The sequence below is a fragment of the Pseudomonas sp. 28 E 9 genome (assembly GCF_900004785.1).
GTDB lineage: Bacteria > Pseudomonadota > Gammaproteobacteria > Pseudomonadales > Pseudomonadaceae > Aquipseudomonas > Aquipseudomonas orientalis_A.
In genome coordinates, this window is record NZ_CVTK01000054.1 from 167503 (window position 1) to 186887 (window position 19385).

Genomic DNA, 19385 nt, shown 5'->3' on the forward strand with positions numbered 1-19385 from the left:
CCAGCGGTTACTCGTCGTCGTCGAAGTTGTAACTGCCCGGCGCCAGGTTCTCGAAGCGCGTGTACTTACCGATGAACGCCAGGCGAATAAAGCCGATCGGGCCGTTCCGCTGCTTGCCGATGATGATCTCGGCGATGCCCTTGTGTTCCGTTTCGGGGTGGTACACCTCGTCGCGGTACACGAACATGATCACGTCAGCATCCTGCTCGATCGCCCCGGATTCCCGCAAGTCGGAGTTCACCGGACGCTTGTTGGGGCGTTGTTCCAGGGAACGGTTGAGCTGGGACAGCGCCACCACCGGGCAGTTGAATTCCTTGGCCAGGGCTTTCAGGGAACGGGAGATTTCGGAAATCTCGTTGGTTCGGTTGTCACCGCTGGAGCCCGGGATCTGCATCAACTGCAGGTAGTCGATCATGATCAGGGCGATGTCACCGTGTTCACGCACCAGGCGGCGGGTACGCGCACGCATCTCTGAAGGGCTGATACCGGCGGTGTCATCGATGAACAGCTTGCGGTCGTTGAGCAGGTTGACCGCCGAGGTCAGGCGTGGCCAGTCGTCGTCTTCCAATTGGCCGGAACGCACCTTGGTCTGGTCGATACGGCCGAGCGACGACAGCATACGCATGATCAGCGATTCGCCTGGCATCTCGAGGGAGTACACCAGCACCGCCTTGTCGCTGCGCAGTACGGCGTTTTCCACCAGGTTCATTGCGAAGGTGGTCTTACCCATCGACGGACGGCCGGCGACGATGATCAAGTCGGACGGCTGCAGGCCGCTGGTCTTCTCGTCGAGGTCGGTGTAGCCGGTGGAAATGCCGGTAATCGCCGCATCCGTGTTGAACAGGGTGTCGATGCGGTCGATGGCCTTGGTCAGCAGGTCGTTGACGCTGACCGGCCCGCCGGTTTTCGGACGGGCTTCGGCGATCTGGAAGATCTGGCGCTCGGCTTCGTCGAGGATCTCGGCGGCGGTGCGGCCTTCGGGGTTGAAGGCGCTGTCGGCGATTTCGGTGCTGATGCCGATCAACTGGCGCAAGGTGGCGCGCTCGCGGACGATCTGCGCATACGCCTTGATGTTGGCGACGGACGGCGTGTTCTTCGCCAGCTCACCGAGGTAGCCCAGGCCGCCGACCTGGGAGGTCTGGCCTTCCTTGTCCAGTTGCTCGGCCAGGGTCACCACGTCGATCGGTGAGTTCTGGTCGGCCAGCTTGGCGATGGCGCGGAAAATCAGGCGGTGGTCATGGCGATAGAAGTCACCGTCCGAGACTTGATCCAGCACGCGTTCCCAGGCGTTGTTGTCCAGCATCAAGCCACCGAGCACGGCCTGTTCGGCCTCGATGGAATGCGGCGGCACCTTCAGGGCAGCGGTTTGCAGATCATATTGCTCAGGAGCGGAGATTTCGTTCATGGCCACTTGAAATTTGGGGTGTGTAAAAAAACAAAAGGCACGACCTGTAAACAGGATCGTGCCCGATGTTAACCGGCTGGCACACGAGGTGCCAGTCAGTTAGGTGCGACTTAAGCTGCTACCACGACAACGCGTACGGTGGCTTCAACTTCGGCGTGCAGGTGCACGGCTACGTCGAATTCGCCTACGTTGCGGATGGTGCCGTTCGGCAGACGAACTTCGCTCTTCTGCACTTCAACGCCGGAGGCGGTCAGTGCATCAGCGATGTCGTGGGTGCCGATCGAACCGAACAACTTGCCTTCGTCACCGGCAGTGGCAGTGATAGTCACTTCCAGCTCAGCCAGTTGGGCAGCGCGAGTTTCGGCCGAAGCTTTTTTGTCTGCTGCGGCTTTTTCCAGCTCGGCACGACGCTCTTCAAACGCAGCCAGGTTGGCAGCGGTTGCAGCGGTGGCTTTGCCGTATGGCAGCAGGTAGTTACGACCGTAGCCGGCCTTAACGTTCACTTTGTCGCCCAGGTTGCCCAGGTTGGCGACTTTTTCCAGAAGGATCAGTTGCATGTGAAAATCCTCTAACTTTTAACCTTCACCGTTCGCGCTATCGGCATCTTTCGACGCCAGACGTCCGCGAAAATCAATCAGGCCGTCGACAATGGCCAGGACCACGAGTAACGGATAGATCAGCTGCATGAACAGCAACAGCGTGACGTACAACCCCACCAGCCAGAACCTGGCCAGGCGCTTTCGCGCCACCAGCCCATGAATGAGGGCCAGCCCGGCAAACACCAGCGGTACGCTGCAAATCGGCGCCAGCAAGGCCATCTGTGGACCGAAGTTCGGTCCGACAACCATGCACGCCAGCAGCAACATCGCCGGTCCCGCGGGAATCCTGATACTGCGAAACTCGCGACCAAAACCACCCGGGTTATACAACAACGCCTGCCAATAACGCCCAAGAATCAGGCTCAGCACGCTGACAACCTGCAGCAAAGCCGCAATCAGGCCGGTCAGGACCGGCGCAATCAGTGACGCAAACCGCGCTCGCTCATCTACCGACAATTGCCGGTAGAGATCCCCGAGGGCCAGCGGCAGGATCTTGATGATCTCCTGCGCCAGCGCCTCGATTTGCGGGCGGAAAGCCGCGCCAAGCATCACTGAGTACACCAACCCCACTGCCACGCTGACCAGCAGCGTACGGACCCAGGACTCACTTGCGCGCAGAACCAACGCAAGGCTCGATGACCCCAGCAGTACCAGAAGTACCCGTGGATCACCCATTTGCAGCCACCAGATCAAGGCCGGCAACAAACCCAGGGCAAGAACGCCCAGGGCGTCCTTCAAACCGCGCCGCAGGAGCACAAGGCAACCTGCGGCAGCACCCAACCAATAAAGCAACGGCAATGCCGCACAGCCAGCCACTACCAGAGTGGCCTGCACACGACCGCGCATGATGAACTCAGCTAAGGCGCGCATGCATTCAATCCCTTACTACTTGTCGACTGCCCGGTCTCAGCGGCCGTGGCTGTCGGTGTAGGCCAGCAGGGCCAGGAAGCGGGCGCGCTTGATAGCGGTGGCCAGCTGACGCTGATAACGTGCTTTGGTACCGGTGATACGGCTTGGAACGATTTTGCCGGTCTCGGATACGTAGGCTTTCAGAGTGTTGAGATCTTTGTAATCGATCTCTTTCACGTCTTCAGCGGTGAAGCGGCAGAATTTACGACGACGGAAGAAACGTGCCATTTGATAGGCTCCTTAAAAGGTCCGTGGATTACTCGTCAGCGTTATCGCTGTTGTCGCTGTCATCACTATCAGCGCTATCAGCGCCTTCGTGCTCAGGACGGTCGCGACGCTCACGGCGCTCACTGCGGTTTTCTTCAGCCTTGAGCATCTCGGATTGGCCGGTAACGGCTTCTTCGCGACGGATGACCAGGTTACGGATCACTGCATCGTTGTAGCGGAAGTTGTCTTCCAGCTCGGCCAGGGCCTTGCCGGTGCATTCAACGTTCAGCATCACGTAGTGAGCCTTGTGAACATTGTTGATTGCGTAGGCCAGTTGACGACGGCCCCAATCTTCCAGACGGTGGATTTTGCCGCCGTCTTCTTCGATCAGCTTGGTGTAACGCTCAACCATGCCGCCGACTTGCTCGCTTTGATCCGGGTGGACCAAAAAGATGATTTCGTAATGACGCATGAATGCTCCTTACGGGTTGTAGCCTGCCGCTCAAAAACGGTCAGACAAGGAGTGAATGACACTTATGGATCTTGCCGCAGGGGAGGCACATGCGTGCCTGCCTGGTGGGCAAGGGGCGCAATTGTAGAGAAGGGGGAGAAAGCGCGCAAGGTGATTGGTGATTATTTGAACAATCGCCCAAACACCACAAACACACATGTAGGAGCGAGCTTGCTCGCGAAAAACTCACAGACACCGCGCTCATTCAGGAAGCCCGCGTTATCGTTGACGCTTTTCGCGAGCAAGCTCGCTCCTACATTAGGTTTGGGACAAGCCCCACATGTTGATTACTTCTTGGGCTTGGCCTTGGCTTTCGCACCACGCTGACGCTGGGCTTCAAACAGGCAAACCCCCGTCGCAACCGACACATTGAGGCTGCTGACGCTGCCGGCCATCGGCAAGTGCACCAGGTAATCGCAATGCTCGCGGGTCAGGCGACGCATGCCCTTGCCTTCGGCGCCCATGACCAGGATGGTCGGGCCGGTGAGGTCCTGGTCGTAGATGCTGACTTCGGCCTCGCCTGCCGTGCCGACAATCCACAGGCCGCGCTGCTGAAGCTTCTCCAGGGTGCGCGCCAGGTTGGTCACGGCCACCAGCGGAATCACTTCCGCCGCGCCGCAGGCCACTTTACGCACGACCGGCGTGAGGGTGGCCGACTTGTCTTTAGGCACGATCACTGCCAGCGCGCCGGCCGCATCCGCCGAACGCAGGCAGGCGCCGAGGTTGTGCGGATCGGTCACGCCGTCCAGCACCAGCAGCAACGGCGCACCTTCGGTACGGTCGAGCAGCTCGTCGAGCATGGCTTCGCCCCACACCTGGCTCGGGCTGACGTCGGCCACCACGCCCTGGTGAACGCCTTCTACCCACACGTCCATTTCACGGCGTTCGGCCTGGCCGATGGCAACCTTGTTCTGGGTGGCCAGCTCAACCAGCGTCTGCACGCGTGGCTCGCTGCGACCTTCCGCCAGCCACACCTGCTTGACGCGCTTGGGGTGGTGACGCAGCAGTGCTTCTACGGCGTGCACGCCGTAGATTTTTTCCAGACTCATGACTTGGCCTTAGGTTTGCGCGACCCGCCGCTTTTCGCGGGGGCCGAACCCGCTTTAGGCGGGCCTTTACGGTGTTTACTCGGCTTGCTCGACGGTTTTTCCGCCCCTTGGGACTTTCCCCCAGACGCCGCTTTACCACCGCTTTTGGCTTCGTTGAGCAACTGCTGCTTCAACTCACGGCTCTTGCGCAGCTCGGCATTTTTCGCCGCGGCGTCGCTTGGACGGTAGGCTTCAGGGGCCTTGTCCTTGGCCGAAGAACGACGTCCGGTCTTGGCAGGTGCAGGCTCGGCAGCCGTCTTCGCGCTGGAAGCCTTGCCTTTGGACGCCGGCGCTGCGGTTTCGCTGCCACGCTTTTTGCGGCCAGCCGGCTCTGCGGGCTTGTCAGGCATGCCGAAGTCGATCTTGCGCTCGTCCAGGTCGACACGCATGACCTGCACTTCCACGGTATCGCCCAAGCGGAAGCTGCGACCGGTGCGCTCGCCTGCCAGGCGGTGGTGCACAGGATCGAAGTGGTAGTAGTCACCCGGCAAGGCGGTGACGTGCACCAGACCCTCGACGTAGATGTCGGTCAGCTCGACGAACAGGCCGAAACCGGTCACGGCGGTGATCACACCCGGGAACGACTCGCCCACGCGGTCCTTCATGAACTCGCACTTGAGCCAGTTCACCACGTCGCGGGTGGCTTCGTCGGCGCGACGCTCGCTCATGGAGCACTGCTCGCCCAACTGCTCAAGCGCCGCTTCGTCGTACGGATAGATCCGTGCCTTCGGAATGGTCATGGCACCGGCGCGCTTGACGTGCGGGGTGTTCTGCTTGGAATGGATCACGCTGCGGATCGCGCGGTGCGTGAGCAAATCCGGGTAACGGCGGATCGGCGAAGTGAAGTGGGTGTACGCCTCGTAATTCAGGCCGAAGTGGCCCTGGTTATCGGCGCTGTACACCGCCTGGCTCAACGAGCGCAGCATCACGGTCTGGATCACGTGGTAATCCGGACGGTCCTTGATGCTGGCCAGCAGGGCCTGGTAATCCTTCGGCGTCGGGCCGTCCTTGCCTTTGTGCAGGGACAAGCCGAGCTCGCCAAGGAACGCGCGCAGTTTTTCCAGGCGCTCCGGCGGCGGACCGTCGTGGACGCGGTACAACGCAGGAATCTCGTGCTTCTTCAGGAATTCAGCGGTGGCCACGTTGGCCGCCAGCATGCATTCCTCGATCAGCTTGTGCGCGTCGTTACGGGTGGTCGGGGTGATTGCAGCGATCTTGCGCTCGGAACCGAAGACAATCCGGGTTTCCTGGGTTTCAAAATCGATCGCGCCACGGGTGTGGCGGGCGCCCAGCAGCACCTTGTACAGGGAGTACAGCTGCTTGAGGTGCGGTACCACGTCGGCGTATTCGCCGCGCAGGGCCTTGGCTTCACTGGTCTTCGGCGCTTCCAGGATGGTGCTGACCTTGTTGTAGGTCAGGCGCGCCTGGGAGTGAATCACCGCTTCGTAGAACTGGTAGTCGGTCATTTCGCCGGTTTTGGAGATGGTCATCTCGCACACCATGGCCAAACGGTCGACTTTCGGGTTCAGCGAGCACAGGCCGTTGGACAGCTGCTCCGGCAACATCGGGATCACGCGCTCAGGGAAGTACACGGAGTTGCCGCGCACTTGGGCTTCGTTATCCAGGGCTGAACCGATCTTCACGTAGCTGGACACGTCGGCAATCGCGACGTACAGCTTCCAGCCGCCGGAGAACAGGCGCAGCTTGCCCGGCTTGGCTTCACAGTAGACCGCGTCATCGAAGTCGCGGGCATCTTCGCCGTCGATGGTGACGAACGGCAGATGGCGCAGGTCGATGCGTTTTTCTTTGTCCTTGTCTTCAACTTCCGGCTTGAGCTTGGCGGCTTCTTTGAGCACAGCCTCAGGCCAGACGTGAGGAATATCGTAGGTGCGCAGCGCAACGTCGATTTCCATGCCCGGCGCCATGTAGTTGCCGACCACCTCAACGATATCGCCCTGGGGCTGGAAGCGCGCAGTCGGCCAGTGGGTGATTTTCACCTCGACGAACTGGCCGACCTTGGCGGCGCCATTGCGGCCCGGGGTGATCAGCACTTCCTGCTGGACCTTCGGGTTATCCGGCACCACAAAGCCGATGCCGCCCTCTTCGAAGTAACGACCGACGATGGACTCGTGGGCACGGGACACCACTTCGACGATCACGCCTTCGCGACGACCACGACGGTCCAGGCCGGACACGCGCGCCAGGGCACGGTCGCCATCGAACACCAGGCGCATCTGCGCAGGGCTCATGAACAGGTCGTCACTGCCGTCGTCCGGGATCAGGAAGCCGAAGCCGTCCCGATGGCCGGCGATGCGGCCCAGGATCAGGTCGAGCTTGTCGACCGGCGCGTAGGTGCCACGGCGGGTGTAGATCAACTGAGCATCGCGCTCCATCGCACGCAAACGGCGGCGCAGGGCTTCGAGCTGGTCTTCGGTGGTCAGACCGAATTCTTCAACCAGCTGCTCGCGGCTAGCAGGCGAACCACGATCGGCGAGGTGCGCCAGGATCAGTTCGCGGCTAGGAATAGGGTTTTCATATTTTTCCGCTTCACGAGCGGCCTCGGGATCGAGGGACTGCCAATCGGCCATTAGAGAGTTTTCACCTTGTCTATATGCGGGTTAGTTTGGCATACGCGTATTGAAACGGGAAATTTCAGACGTCATCAAGCCTTTTAAAAGCCCTTTGCAGCCCTCGGCGCGCACCTTGCACGACCATTGGCGAAATTTTCCAGGCTTTTTTCATGGCAGGGGTTTACAGGGTAAATATCGCTCCGTATAGTGCGCGCCATCGACGACGGCAACGTTGTCAGATAATGCCCAGGTGGTGAAATTGGTAGACACGCCAGCTTCAGGTGCTGGTGATCGCAAGGTCGTGGAAGTTCGAGTCTTCTCCTGGGCACCAAATTCAGATCAAACCCGCGAAAGCGGGTTTTTTCGTTTCAGACCTTTGATTTTTAACGGAAAAATTGATTTATATTTTTCGAATCAGGGGTTTACAGATTAAAAAGCCCGCCGTATAGTTCGCCCCATCAACAGCGGCAACGTTGCTTGATAATGCCCAGGTGGTGAAATTGGTAGACACGCCAGCTTCAGGTGCTGGTGATCGCAAGGTCGTGGAAGTTCGAGTCTTCTCCTGGGCACCAAATTCAGATCAAACCCGCGAAAGCGGGTTTTTTCGTTTCCGGGGTTTGAAAAATCCGGCTTGAAAACGTTCCCCGCGATTACCCTCAAGCCCGCACTTGAGAAGCTTTATCGTTTATCCTTGTAGTGATTTGTTGCACATAAGCGAGGAACACTTCGGATGATGATCCGCGATACCCGATTCAAGACATCCCTTCTGCGTGGCCTGTCTCTTACTCTGCTCGGCCTGACCCTGCTCTCACCCGCCGCCTATTCTGCCGACAAGGTCTCCCTGACCCTTTACAACGGCCAACACAAAGAAGTCGGCGATGAACTCGCCAAAGCCTTTGAAGCCAAGACCGGCATTCATGTCAACGTGCGCAAAGGCAGCAGCAACCAGCTGGCCAGCCAGGTCGTCGAAGAGGGTGACCGCTCCCCTGCCGATGTGATCTACACCGAAGAATCGCCGCCGCTGAACAAACTCGGCGAGCAAGGCTTGTTGGCGAAGATCGATGCCAGCACCCTCGACGTGCTGCCCAAGGATTACGTCGGCAGCAATGGCGACTGGATGGGCGTCACTGCACGCACCCGCGTCGTCGCTTTCAACCCCAAGCTGATTGCCGAAAAAGACCTGCCCAAATCGGTACTGGATTTCGCCGGCCCCGAATGGCAAGGCAAGGTTGGCTTCGTGCCCACCAGCGGCGCATTCCAGGAACAGGCGGTGGCGATCATCAAGCTGCACGGGCGTGAAGCGGCCGAAGAATGGCTGACCGGCCTGCGCGCCTTCGGCAAGGTGTACAGCAACAATATGGTCGCCCTCAAGGCCGTTGAAAATGGCGAAGTGGCCACCGTACTGGTGAACAATTATTACTGGTTTGCCTTGAAGAAAGAGAAAACCAACCTCGACTCCCAGCTGCACTATTTCACCGACGGCGATGCCGGCGGCCTGATTACGGTGTCTTCGGCTGCCGCGCTGAAATCCAGCAAACACCCCAAGGAAGCCCAGCAACTGCTGGCCTTCATGGCCAGTGAAGAAGGCCAGCGCGTGATCACCAACACCTCGGCGGAATACCCGCTGCGCAAGGGCATGCAATCCAACCGCGGCCTGAAGCCCTTCAACGAACTGCAACCGCCGAAAGTCACTCCCGCCGACCTGGGCAATGCCGAGGAAGCCCTGGAACTGGAACGTGACGTTGGCTTGAACTGATGACCCCGTCGCTCAGCGCTGCCGGCTTTCGCCCCCGGCGCAAACGCCCTTCAATCTGGCTGCTGTTGCCGGTGCTGTTCCTGGTCGGCCTGAGCCTGCTGCCCCTGGTGTATGTCGGGCTCAAGGCCTGGCAAGCCGGCTGGGCAGAGGCGGTGCATCTGCTGTGGCGGCCTTATGTGTTCGGACTGCTGCGCAATACCCTGTCGCTGATGGTCGGCGTGACGGTCGTGTGCGGCGTGGTCGGCCTGTCCCTGGCCTGGTTGCTGGAACGCAGCAACCTGCCGGGGCGACGCCTCTGGGGCGTGATCCTGTGCCTGCCGTTTGCGGTACCGGCGTTTGTCAGCAGCTTCACCTGGGTGTCGCTGAGCGCCAACTTCGAAGGCCTCGGCGGCGCGATCCTGGTGATGAGCCTGTCCAAGTATCCGCTGGTCTTTCTGCCGGTAGCCGCCACGCTGCGCAATCTTGACCCCGCCCTGGAAGAATCGGCGCGCACCCTGGGGCTGAATCGCTGGGGCGTGTTCCGGCGCATTACCCTGCCGCTGCTGTGGCCGTCGCTGGTGGCGGGAGCACTGTTGATTGCATTGCACATGCTGGTGGAGTTCGGCGCCCTGTCGATCATCGGCTTGCAGACCTTTACCACCGCGATCTACCAGCAGTTCGAACTGGAATTCAGCAACGCCAACGCCGCGATGCTCTCGGCGGTGCTGCTGGTGATGTGCCTGAGTTTGTTGTGGCTGGAGCTGCGCGTGCGCGGCAAGGGCCGCCATGTGCGAATCGGCCAGGGCACGGCGCGACAGGCCGAGCAGGTGAAACTGGGCAAATGGGCGCTGCCTGGCCAACTCTATTGCCTGGCGCTGGCGATCATTGGCAGCGGCATTCCCCTGGGGATGCTCGGTTATTGGCTGGCCATGGGCTCATCGGCGGCGTTTCCGGTCGCCGCCATCAGTGAGGCGCTGTTATCGTCCCTGGCACTTTCCCTGGGTGGCGCGGCGTTGTGCCTGGTGCTGGCGGTGCCGGTAGGCTTGCTGGTGGTGCGTTACAAAGGCCAGCTGGCGATCTGGGCCGAACGCCTGCCGTACCTGCTGCACGCCCTGCCCGGCCTGGTGATTGCATTGACCCTGGTGTATTTCGCGCTGCATTACGTGCCGGCGCTGTATCAGACGTCGGCGCTGTTGCTGATCGCCTATGCGCTGTTGTTCCTGCCCCTGGCCCAGGCGCCGATTCGCACGGCGCTGAACAAGGCTGCACCACAGCTGGAAGAGGCGGCGCGCACGCTCGGCGCATCGTCGTTCAGTGCGTTTTGCCGGGTGACGCTGCCGATTATTTTCCCGGCATTGGGTGCCGCGTTTGCGCTGGTGTTTCTGGATGCGATGAAGGAATTGACTGCGACCTTGCTGCTTAGTCCGACCGGGCTGAACACCTTGGCCACTGCCGTGTGGGCGCATACCTCGAATGTGGAGTTTGCGGCGGCGGCGCCTTATGCGGCGTTGTTGATTCTGGTGTCGGGGTTGCCGGTGTACCTGCTTACGACGCGGATGTATTTGAGCCGCTGAGATGGCTATCGGGGGCAAGCCCCCTCCCACATTTGGAATGCGTTTCAACCTGTGGGAGGGGGCTTGCCCCCGATGAGGCCGGCACAGACAACCCTAAGCCCGAAACTGCCCCAGACTCGCCTTCAACTGCGCCGCCAAGCCATCCAGCACCTTGCCACTGGCCGTGGTCTCCACCACCGCCTGCGCGGCCCGCTCAGCCTGGGCATGAATCACCTCAACCCGCCCACGCACCGCATGCGCACCCTGGGCCTGATGCTCGGCCGCGCGTGTCGCCAGGCCGATCGCCGCATGCACCTGCTCCACCGAGGCCTGCACGGTCTGCTGCAAGCGCACGCTGTCGCGCAACACCAGCAAGCCCTCATTGGCCTGGCGCCCCGCCTTGCCAATGGTTTCCACCGCCTCACGCGCGCCCTGCTGCAACGCCACGATATGCGCCTGGATATCGCCGGTGGAGCTTTGGGTCTTGCTGGCCAGCGCACGCACTTCGTCCGCCACCACCGCAAAGCCGCGCCCGGTCTCGCCGGCCCGTGCCGCTTCAATAGCCGCATTGAGCGCCAGCAGGTTGGTTTGCTCGGCGATACCGTGAATCACCGTCAGCACCACTTCAATCTGCTCGCTTTGCTGCGCCAACCGCTCGATCACCTGGGAGCCAGCCTGCACCTGCCCGGCCAACGCCTCGATCAAGCTGCCGACTTCGGCAGAAGTGCGCGAGTTTTCATCCGTGGCCTGGCGAATCTCCACCACCTGCTGCAAGGCCGCCTGCATGGCATGGCTTTCGGCCTGGGCCTCGTCGGCCATTTGCGAGAGTGCGCGCAGGCTTTCTGCAACCTCGTCGCGCTGCAGGCCGGCCGCTGCATCGGCACCGGCATTGCGCAAGGTCATCGCGCCGATTTCCATGCCGGTGCGCTGGGCCACATCGCCCGCCTCGCGCACGATGGGCTGCAACTTATCCACAAAGCGATTGACCGCCGAAGCCATGTCGCCAATTTCGTCCTTGCTGCTGATCTGTACACGTTTGGTGAGGTCGCCCTCGCCTGCCGCCAGGTCATCCATGGCCGCGATCAACAGCTTCAGGCGATTGACGACCCGGCGGCCGAGCACAATGGCGATCAGCAGCAATACACCGAGACCGACCAGCGCCAGGCCCATGCCGATACGCCAGCGCAAGGTGCCGGCAGCCTCTTGAACCGCACTGGTGGTATTGGCCGCCATCTGTGTGGCCGTGACTTGCGCCGATTGCAGGCGCGCGCCCATGGCGGCGGCGCTATCGGCCGCGGCGCCTTTGAGGCTGTCGCCGACCAGTTGATCACCGCTGGCAATCAGCGCGGCGAAACGGCTGTCCAGTGCTTGCAGGTCGGCCTCGACCGATGCGGTCGACACCCCCATGCGGACTTTGCCGATCTCAACGCCGTTGGGGCTGATCGAGGCTTCGACGTAATACACCGAAGGATCAGCCTTGGCCGCGTCCAGTACTTTATCCAGGGCACGCTCCCCCGCGCCTTTGGCCAACAAGGCCTGGTTGATCGGATTTTCACGGTTCAGGTAGCGGGTCAAATGCTCGCCCGCAGCGTCGTCATACACCACGAACAACACGTTGGGATTACGCTGCGCACGCCGGGCAAATTCCGATAATGTCGGCACGTCGCTGTCCCACATGGCACGCGGCGCCACCGAAGCCAGCAACTGCGCCATGTCATTGGCGGAGTCCTGCAGGTCTTTTTCCAGGGTCGCCCGCAATTGCTTCTGCTCTTGCTGAAGACGCGTGGAGAGCCCTGCGGTCAGACGCTGGCGAGTGCTGGTGGACAGACTATCCAGGCTGGAGGTGACTTCCTTGCCGGCCTGGGCCAATTCGCCGGACAGCTTCTGGCTATCGATGCCCAGGCGATTATCCAAATCGGCCTCCAGGGCCGTGACCGTGCTCCGCGTCAGCGCGACGGCCACCAGCACTTGCACCAAAAGAGCGATACCTAGGGTAACGAACACCGGCCGCAGCAGACGGCTTTGTAACAACGAGAGAACGGCAGACACTGGAAATCCCTCCACCACGGGTGCCATTAAATTGATAGCACCGCGAAAAAGAGAAACACAGCAAGGGTCGTGCCGCTTGCCAGGCAGAAACGACAAAGGGCTCCCGAAGGAGCCCTTTACTTTTTACATCAACAGCTTATTAAGCGAACGGGTGACGCAGAACGATGGTCTCGTTGCGGTCCGGGCCCGTCGAAATAATGTCGATCGGTGCGCCGATCAGCTCTTCGACGCGCTTGATGTAGGCGCGGGCGTTGGCTGGCAGCTCTTCCAGGGTCTTGGCGCCCACGGTCGATTCGGTCCAGCCCGGCACTTCTTCGTATACAGGCTGCAGGCCCACGTAGCTGTCAGCGTCGGTCGGCGCAACATCATTGCCTTGCGCGTCTTTGTAGCCGACACAGATGTTGATGGCTTCCAGACCGTCGAGTACGTCCAGCTTGGTCAGGCAGATGCCCGAGATGCTGTTCACGTCGATAGCGCGACGCAGGATAACGGCGTCGAACCAGCCACAACGACGAGCACGGCCGGTGGTGGCGCCGAATTCGTGACCCTGCTTGGCCAGGTGTGCGCCGACGTCGTCGAACAGCTCAGTCGGGAATGGACCGGAACCTACACGGGTGGTGTAAGCCTTGGTGATGCCCAGGATGTAGTCGAGGAACATCGGGCCAACGCCCGAACCGGTGGCAACGCCGCCGGCGGTGGTGTTGGAGCTGGTCACATACGGGTAGGTGCCGTGGTCGATGTCGAGCAACGAGCCCTGGGCGCCTTCGAACATGATGTCCTTGCCGGCGCGACGCAGGTCGTGCAGCTCGGCCGTCACGTCGAGCATCAGCGGCTTGAGCAGCTCAGCGTATTCCTTGCACTCGGCCAGGGTCTTTTCGAACTCGATGGCCGGCTCTTTGTAGTAACCCACCAGCATGAAGTTGTGGTAATCCACCAGTTCACGCAGCTTGTCTTCAAAGCGTGGCATGTTGAGCAGGTCGCCCACACGCAGGCCACGGCGCGCCACCTTGTCTTCGTAGGCCGGGCCAATGCCGCGACCGGTGGTGCCGATCTTCAGCTCGCCACGAGCCTTTTCACGGGCCTGGTCCAGCGCCACGTGGAAGGACAGGATCAGCGGGCAGGATGGGCTGATACGCAGGCGCTCGCGCACCGGCACGCCCTTCTCTTCCAGCTTAATGATCTCGCGCAGCAGGGCGTCCGGTGCAACCACTACGCCGTTGCCGATCAGGCACTGCACGCCTTCGCGCAGTACACCCGATGGGATCAGGTGCAAGACGGTTTTTTCGCCATCGATGACCAGGGTGTGGCCCGCGTTGTGGCCACCCTGGTAGCGCACTACGGCGGCAGCATGTTCGGTCAGCAGATCAACGATCTTGCCTTTGCCCTCATCACCCCATTGGGTGCCCAGGACTACGACATTCTTACCCATAACACTTGTCCTCATTCGCGCAAACTTGGTGCCGGCGATGGCCGGCAGGAAAACTCAAGAAGCCAGTGGCGATACTTGCCAAAGCCCGTTCTGCTGAATCAATTGCCGGTCGCAGTCCGCTTCACGGGCGGCGGCCAATGGCTGCCCAGGCAAAGCCTGGACGACACGCTGACCCTCACTGCGCAACTGGCAGACCTGCTGCCAGAGTGCCGCGTCCGTACTGTCGGGCATCCAGATGCCACCAGACGGCAGCTCGACCTCAGCACGCCCCAGGGTCACCAGGGTTTTCAAATCGGTGGAAAAGCCGGTGGCCGGACGGGCGCGACCGAAGTCGGCGCCGATATCGTCATAACGACCACCCTGGGCGATGGCCTGGCCAACACCCGGAACGAACACCGCGAACACCACACCGGTGTGGTAGTGGTAGCCGCGCAACTCGCCCAGGTCAAAATACAAAGGCAACTGCGGGAAGCGCGCCGACAGTTGCTCGGCAATCGCCAGCACATCGTTCAGGGCGGCCAGCACCGGCGCCGGCGCGTTGGCCAGGCGCTCACGTGCAGTGACCAGCACTTCACGGCCGCCGCACAGGTCGACCAGCGCACGCAGCATGTCGGCCAGTTCAGCCGGCACGCCGGCGGTCAGGGCGATCACTTCATCGATGGCCTTGCGTTGCAGCGCATCGAACAACTGTTGCTCAACTTCACCGGACAAGCCGGCCGCACGGGCCAGGCCGCGGTAGATCCCCACGTGGCCCAGGTCCATGTGCACGTCCGGCACATCAGCCAGTTGCAGCATGGCCAGCATCAGGCTGATCACTTCAACGTCGCTGCTCGGGCTCGCATCGCCATACAACTCGGCGCCCAGCTGGATCGGGCTGCGTGAAGATGACAAGGCACGCGGCTGGGCATGCAGCACGCTGCCGGCGTAGCACAGGCGGCTGGGACCTTCGCGGCGCAGGGTGTGCGCATCGATACGCGCCACCTGCGGCGTGATGTCGGCGCGGAAACCCATTTGCCGGCCCGATTGCGGGTCGATGACCTTGAAGGTGCGCAGATCCAGGTCCTGGCCCGCGCCGGTCAGCAGGGATTCCAGGTACTCGATATGAGGGGTCACGACAAATTCGTAGCCCCAGCTCTGGAACAGATCCAACACCTGGCGACGCGCTATTTCAATACGCGCAGCTTCTGGTGGCAGTACTTCTTCGATGCCATCTGGCAGCAGCCAGCGGTCTACCGTTGCCATTACGCCATTCCCCTTTGATCCGGGCGGCCAGCCCTCGGCCGAGCCTTGAGTGAAGCAGAAAATACCCGCCGCCTGCATAAACCACGCGCAAGAGCGACGTGACGAACGGCCTGCAAACGGCCTCGTCGGGCACTTTCCTCGAAAAACCTGTCACGCCTGCCGAATCGAACACGCAGACGCAAAAAAGCCGGGAATTTCCCGGCTGCCGCATCATACACCCGTTTTCTGAAAGGATCACCCCGCCAGGCATTTTAGCCGCCCGACGGAGTGGTCCTGCAGAATCACAGGCCTGTTACTTGGACTTTTCCAGGTAGCGGAAGAAATCGCTGCTTGGGTCCAGCACCAGCACGTCGGTCTTGTTCGCGAAGCTTTCACGGTAGGCGCGCAGGCTACGGTAGAACGCGTAGAACTCCTGGTCCTGGCCGTAAGCCTTGGCGTAGATCGCCGCGGCTTGAGCATCACCATCACCACGAGCCTCTTCAGACTCGCGATAGGCCTCTGCCAACAGTACACGGCGCTGACGATCGGCATCCGCACGGATACCTTCGGCCAGCTCGTTACCCTTGGCGCGGTGCTCACGGGCTTCACGCTCACGCTCGGTGCTCATGCGCTCGAACACGCTGCGGTTCACTTCCTTGGGCAAGTCGATAGCCTTGACGCGAACGTCGACCACTTCGATACCCAGCTCTTTCTCCGCCATGGTGTTCAGCGAACGAGTGATGTCAGCCATCAGCGCATCGCGTTCACCGGATACCACCTCGTGCAGGGTGCGCTTACCAAACTGGTCACGCAGGCCCGATTCCAGACGACGCGACAAACGCTCGTCGGCAATCTGCTTGAGGCCCGAGGTCGCCGTGTAGAAGCGTTCGGCATCCTTGACGCGCCACTTGGCGTAGGCGTCAACCATCACGGCTTTCTTTTCCAGGGTCAGGAAGCGCTGTGTCGGTGCATCCAGGGTCATCAGGCGGGCGTCGAACTTGCGCACCTGGTTGACGTAGGGGACTTTCACATGCAGGCCCGGCTGGACATCCGCCTGGACCACGCGACCGAATTGCAGCAGCACCGCGCGCTCGGTCTGAGCGACGATGTAGAAGCAGTTCCAGGCAGCGATGACCACGACGACTCCCACAATCAGGGCGGTCAGCGATTTATTGCTCATCAACGACTCTCCCTGGTACGTGTTTGCTGTTGCAGCAAGTCAGCGGCCGCACGGGCGCTCGCTTCGTTGGCAGCGGCATTCGAACCGGTGGACGGCGCGCTTGTGCCGCCGCTACGACCACCTTCGATCATCTTGTCCAGCGGCAGGTACAGCAGGTTGTTCTGCCCACCCTTGCTGCCGGTCACGAGAACCTTGCTGGTGTTGCTGAAGACTTCCTGCATGGTGTCCAGGTACAGACGCTCACGAGTAACCTCGGGCGCCTTGCGGTACTCGGCAACCAGCTTGGTGAAGCGGTCCGCCTCACCCTTGGCACGGGAGACCACTTCGTCGCGGTAACCGTTGGCATCCTCAAGGATACGCTGGGCCTGACCACGGGCTTCCGGCACCACGCCGTTGGCGTAGGTTTCAGCCTGGTTGCGCGAACGCTGCTCGTCTTCACGGGCGCGGATCACGTCGTCAAAGGCTTCCTGCACTTCACGCGGTGCCGCTGCGCTCTGTACGTTGACCTGGGTAACGGTGATACCGGTGCGATAGGTATCGAGGAACCGTTGCAGGCGCTCCTTGATTTCGCTGGCCATCAATTCACGCCCTTCGGTCAGTACCTGGTCCATGGCGGTGGAACCCACCACATGGCGCAGGGCGCTTTCGGTTGCGTGTTGCAGGCTGATTTCCGGCTGATCGACGTTCAGCACGAAGTCCTGCAGGTTGGTGATCTTGTACTGCACGGTCAGCGGCACTTCGACGATGTTCTCGTCTTCAGTCAGCATCTGGCCCTGCTTGGTGTAGGCACGCTCACGCGTGACGTTCTCCATGTACTTCTTGTCGATCGGCGGGAAATAGATGTTCAGGCCTGGCCCGACCGTCTCGTAATACTTGCCGAAGCGCAGCACCACGGCTTGCTCCTGCTCGTCCACCACGTAGACCGCGCTGTACAGCCAGACGGCCGCGAGCACGACAAGACCCAGGCCCAGCAGGCCATAGCCGCCGCCCTTGCTTGTGCGACCACCCTCGTCACCACCGCGTTTTTTCCCACCACCGAACAACCCATTCAGGCTTTCCTGCAGCTTTCGGAAGGCCTCGTCGAGATCCGGTGGCCCCTTGCGGTCGCCATTATTGCGGCGCTTACCACCCCAAGGATCCTGATTATTCGAGTTGCCACCCGGCTCATTCCAAGCCATAGCGCTCTCCATCTGATAAAGCAAAGACGCACCCACGGCGCGCCGACCAATGCTACAGAATGCCTGCTACTGCGGCACAACCGCTTTCTCAGGCTTTTATTGCAAAGTGTGTTGTTCGATGAACTCCGCCGGTACAACACCCTCGCGACTGACCAGTCGATTGAGCTCCGCGCGTGGCAATCGAACGGCCAGCAAGCTGACACCTTCTTCGTCGTGTTCTTCTTTCTGTACCGCGCCCAGCTCGAAAAACTGTGCACGCAGTCGAGCAAAACGCTGCGGCAAGCGCAAGGTGCCCACGAACAAATCGCCGCCGAGCAACTCGGCGATGGCTTGCTCAAGCAATTCAAGGCCACTGCCATCACGCGCCGACAGCCAGACCCGCTGGGGTCTGCCATTCTCATCGCGCTGGATTTGCGGCTCGACGCCTTCAAGCAAATCGAGTTTGTTATACACCTCGAGGATCGGCAAGTCCTGGGCACCAATCTCGCCCAGCACCAGCATCACCTGCTCGATCTGCAGCATGCGATCCGGCTCGGCCGCATCGATCACGTGCAACAGGAGGTCGGAATTGCTCGACTCTTCGAGCGTAGACCGAAATGCCTCGACCAGCTTGTGCGGCAAATGACGAATGAAACCTACCGTATCGGCCAGGACAATCGGCCCCAGGTCGTCAAGATCCAGGCGGCGCAGGGTCGGGTCGAGCGTCGCGAACAGTTGGTCGGCCGCGTACACGTCCGACTTTGTGACGTTATTGAACAGCGTGGACTTGCCCGCGTTGGTATAGCCCACCAGGGACACGGTGGGGATATCGGCACGGGAACGGCCACGGCGCGATTGCTCGCGCTGGCTGCGGACTTTCTCCAGGCGGCCCTTGATCTGGCGCAGGCGAACCCGCAACAGACGTCGGTCGGTTTCCAGCTGGGTTTCACCCGGGCCGCGCATGCCGATGCCGCCGCCCTGGCGCTCAAGGTGCGTCCAGCCGCGAACCAGCCGGGTGCTCATGTGGTCAAGCTGGGCCAGTTCGACCTGGAGCTTGCCTTCATGGGTACGCGCGCGTTGGGCGAAGATATCGAGAATCAGGCCGGTGCGGTCGATCACGCGACACTCGAAGACACGTTCGAGGTTACGTTCCTGACTCGGCGTGAGGACGTGATTGAAGATCACCAGATCGGCTTCTTCGGCATGGACCAGGTCGCGCAATTCTTCGACCTTGCCGCTGCCAATCAGGTATTTGGCGGTTGGCCGATGACGCGGCACGTTAAAAAACGCAACGGTCTCGGCGCCGGCCGAATTTGCCAACTCCTGAAACTCCTGCGGATCTTCGCGCGCCTCAGGGTCCTGTCCATCCAAGTGAACGAGGATCACTCGCTCACCACCACCGTGGCGCTCAAAGAACAAAGGAGACTCCTATCAGGCGTTACCTGGCTCAGCGTCAGCCGCTTCATCACCGGCTGCGCTAGGCAGACGGATTGGACGAACAGGGACGACTGTCGAGATAGCGTGTTTGTAAACCATCTGGCTGACGGTGTTTTTCAGCAGGATCACGAACTGGTCGAACGACTCGATCGTACCTTGCAACTTGATACCGTTGACCAGATAAATGGAAACCCCCACTTTCTCTTTACGTAAGGTATTCAAGTAAGGGTCTTGTAGCGAATGCCCTTTTGACATGTGCCGCACTCCTTTAAGGATCAATAATAAAAAATCGGAAAAATAAATAGCTCATGGCCGCCACACCCCCAAGGATAGAC

15 protein-coding genes, 2 tRNA genes and 2 pseudogenes are annotated in these 19385 nt (G+C 60.8%); 4 read left to right on the top strand and 15 right to left on the bottom strand.

The window, feature by feature from the left end; genetic code table 11:
- Positions 1 to 7: 7 nt before the first annotated feature.
- The 7 genes from dnaB to rnr all read right to left on the bottom strand — a co-directional run bounded on the left by dnaB (position 8) and on the right by rnr (position 7307).
- Entirely contained in the window at positions 8 to 1405 is a 1398-nt protein-coding gene (dnaB, locus tag BFQ00_RS22525; protein WP_003188079.1) for a replicative DNA helicase, read from the bottom strand.
- 110 nt (positions 1406 to 1515) lie between these two features.
- Positions 1516 to 1962, bottom strand: a complete 447-nt coding sequence (gene rplI, locus BFQ00_RS22530; RefSeq protein ID WP_003171376.1) for a 50S ribosomal protein L9 — start codon at positions 1960 to 1962, stop codon at positions 1516 to 1518.
- Positions 1963 to 1980: 18 nt separating this feature from the next.
- Positions 1981 to 2874, bottom strand: a complete 894-nt coding sequence (locus tag BFQ00_RS22535; RefSeq protein WP_065934804.1) for a hypothetical protein — start codon at positions 2872 to 2874, stop codon at positions 1981 to 1983.
- A 36-nt stretch (positions 2875 to 2910) separates the two neighbouring features.
- Positions 2911 to 3141: a 30S ribosomal protein S18 gene (gene rpsR, locus BFQ00_RS22540; protein WP_002551829.1), complete on the bottom strand. Its 231-nt coding sequence runs from the start codon at positions 3139 to 3141 to the stop codon at positions 2911 to 2913.
- A 28-nt stretch (positions 3142 to 3169) separates the two neighbouring features.
- On the bottom strand, positions 3170 to 3592 hold the full coding sequence (rpsF, locus tag BFQ00_RS22545; protein WP_003236224.1) for a 30S ribosomal protein S6: 423 nt from the start codon (positions 3590 to 3592) through the stop codon (positions 3170 to 3172).
- Positions 3593 to 3918: 326 nt separating this feature from the next.
- Positions 3919 to 4680 carry a 23S rRNA (guanosine(2251)-2'-O)-methyltransferase RlmB gene (rlmB, locus tag BFQ00_RS22550; protein WP_065934805.1) on the bottom strand — a complete coding sequence of 254 codons (762 nt, stop codon included), beginning with the start codon at positions 4678 to 4680 and terminating at the stop codon, positions 3919 to 3921.
- A complete protein-coding gene (gene rnr, locus BFQ00_RS22555; protein WP_065934806.1) occupies positions 4677 to 7307 on the bottom strand; it encodes a ribonuclease R in 2631 nt (876 codons plus the stop codon). The genes rlmB and rnr overlap by 4 nt, the downstream gene beginning before the upstream one ends.
- A 226-nt stretch (positions 7308 to 7533) precedes the next feature.
- Here rnr and BFQ00_RS22560 point away from each other — a divergent pair.
- From BFQ00_RS22560 to BFQ00_RS22575, 4 genes are all read left to right on the top strand, one after another.
- Positions 7534 to 7620: transfer RNA gene (locus tag BFQ00_RS22560), tRNA-Leu, on the top strand.
- 154 nt (positions 7621 to 7774) lie between these two features.
- Positions 7775 to 7861 (top strand) — tRNA-Leu (locus BFQ00_RS22565).
- A 158-nt stretch (positions 7862 to 8019) separates the two neighbouring features.
- Entirely contained in the window at positions 8020 to 9045 is a 1026-nt protein-coding gene (locus BFQ00_RS22570; RefSeq protein WP_065934807.1) for an iron ABC transporter substrate-binding protein, read from the top strand.
- Positions 9045 to 10598 carry an ABC transporter permease gene (locus BFQ00_RS22575; RefSeq protein ID WP_065934808.1) on the top strand — a complete coding sequence of 518 codons (1554 nt, stop codon included), beginning with the start codon at positions 9045 to 9047 and terminating at the stop codon, positions 10596 to 10598. The genes BFQ00_RS22570 and BFQ00_RS22575 overlap by 1 nt, the downstream gene beginning before the upstream one ends.
- A gap of 93 nt (positions 10599 to 10691) precedes the next feature.
- On the opposite strand, the pseudogene BFQ00_RS30515 reads toward BFQ00_RS22575, so the two are convergent.
- The 8 genes and pseudogenes from BFQ00_RS30515 to hfq form a co-directional block, all read right to left on the bottom strand.
- Positions 10692 to 11207: pseudogene (locus tag BFQ00_RS30515) on the bottom strand (methyl-accepting chemotaxis protein); the annotation flags it as partial.
- Between the two features lie 390 nt (positions 11208 to 11597).
- Positions 11598 to 12653 (bottom strand): annotated as a pseudogene (locus tag BFQ00_RS30520) (methyl-accepting chemotaxis protein); the annotation flags it as partial.
- A 112-nt stretch (positions 12654 to 12765) separates the two neighbouring features.
- The gene (locus BFQ00_RS22585; RefSeq protein ID WP_065886517.1) at positions 12766 to 14055 is read right to left on the bottom strand and encodes an adenylosuccinate synthase; all 1290 of its coding nucleotides are present in this window, start codon (positions 14053 to 14055) and stop codon (positions 12766 to 12768) included.
- Between the two features lie 54 nt (positions 14056 to 14109).
- Complete coding sequence (locus BFQ00_RS22590) at positions 14110 to 15297, bottom strand: ATP phosphoribosyltransferase regulatory subunit (protein ID WP_065886518.1); 1188 nt, start codon at positions 15295 to 15297, stop codon at positions 14110 to 14112.
- Positions 15298 to 15589: 292 nt separating this feature from the next.
- On the bottom strand, positions 15590 to 16456 hold the full coding sequence (gene hflC, locus BFQ00_RS22595) for a protease modulator HflC (RefSeq protein ID WP_003188064.1): 867 nt from the start codon (positions 16454 to 16456) through the stop codon (positions 15590 to 15592).
- On the bottom strand, positions 16456 to 17634 hold the full coding sequence (hflK, locus tag BFQ00_RS22600; RefSeq protein WP_065886520.1) for an FtsH protease activity modulator HflK: 1179 nt from the start codon (positions 17632 to 17634) through the stop codon (positions 16456 to 16458). The genes hflC and hflK overlap by 1 nt, the downstream gene beginning before the upstream one ends.
- A 96-nt stretch (positions 17635 to 17730) precedes the next feature.
- Positions 17731 to 19032 (bottom strand): ribosome rescue GTPase HflX, encoded by a 1302-nt coding sequence (gene hflX / locus BFQ00_RS22605; protein ID WP_065886521.1) that lies wholly within the window; start codon positions 19030 to 19032, stop codon positions 17731 to 17733.
- Between the two features lie 12 nt (positions 19033 to 19044).
- Positions 19045 to 19305 (bottom strand): RNA chaperone Hfq, encoded by a 261-nt coding sequence (gene hfq / locus BFQ00_RS22610; protein ID WP_016976904.1) that lies wholly within the window; start codon positions 19303 to 19305, stop codon positions 19045 to 19047.
- Positions 19306 to 19385 lie beyond the last annotated feature (80 nt).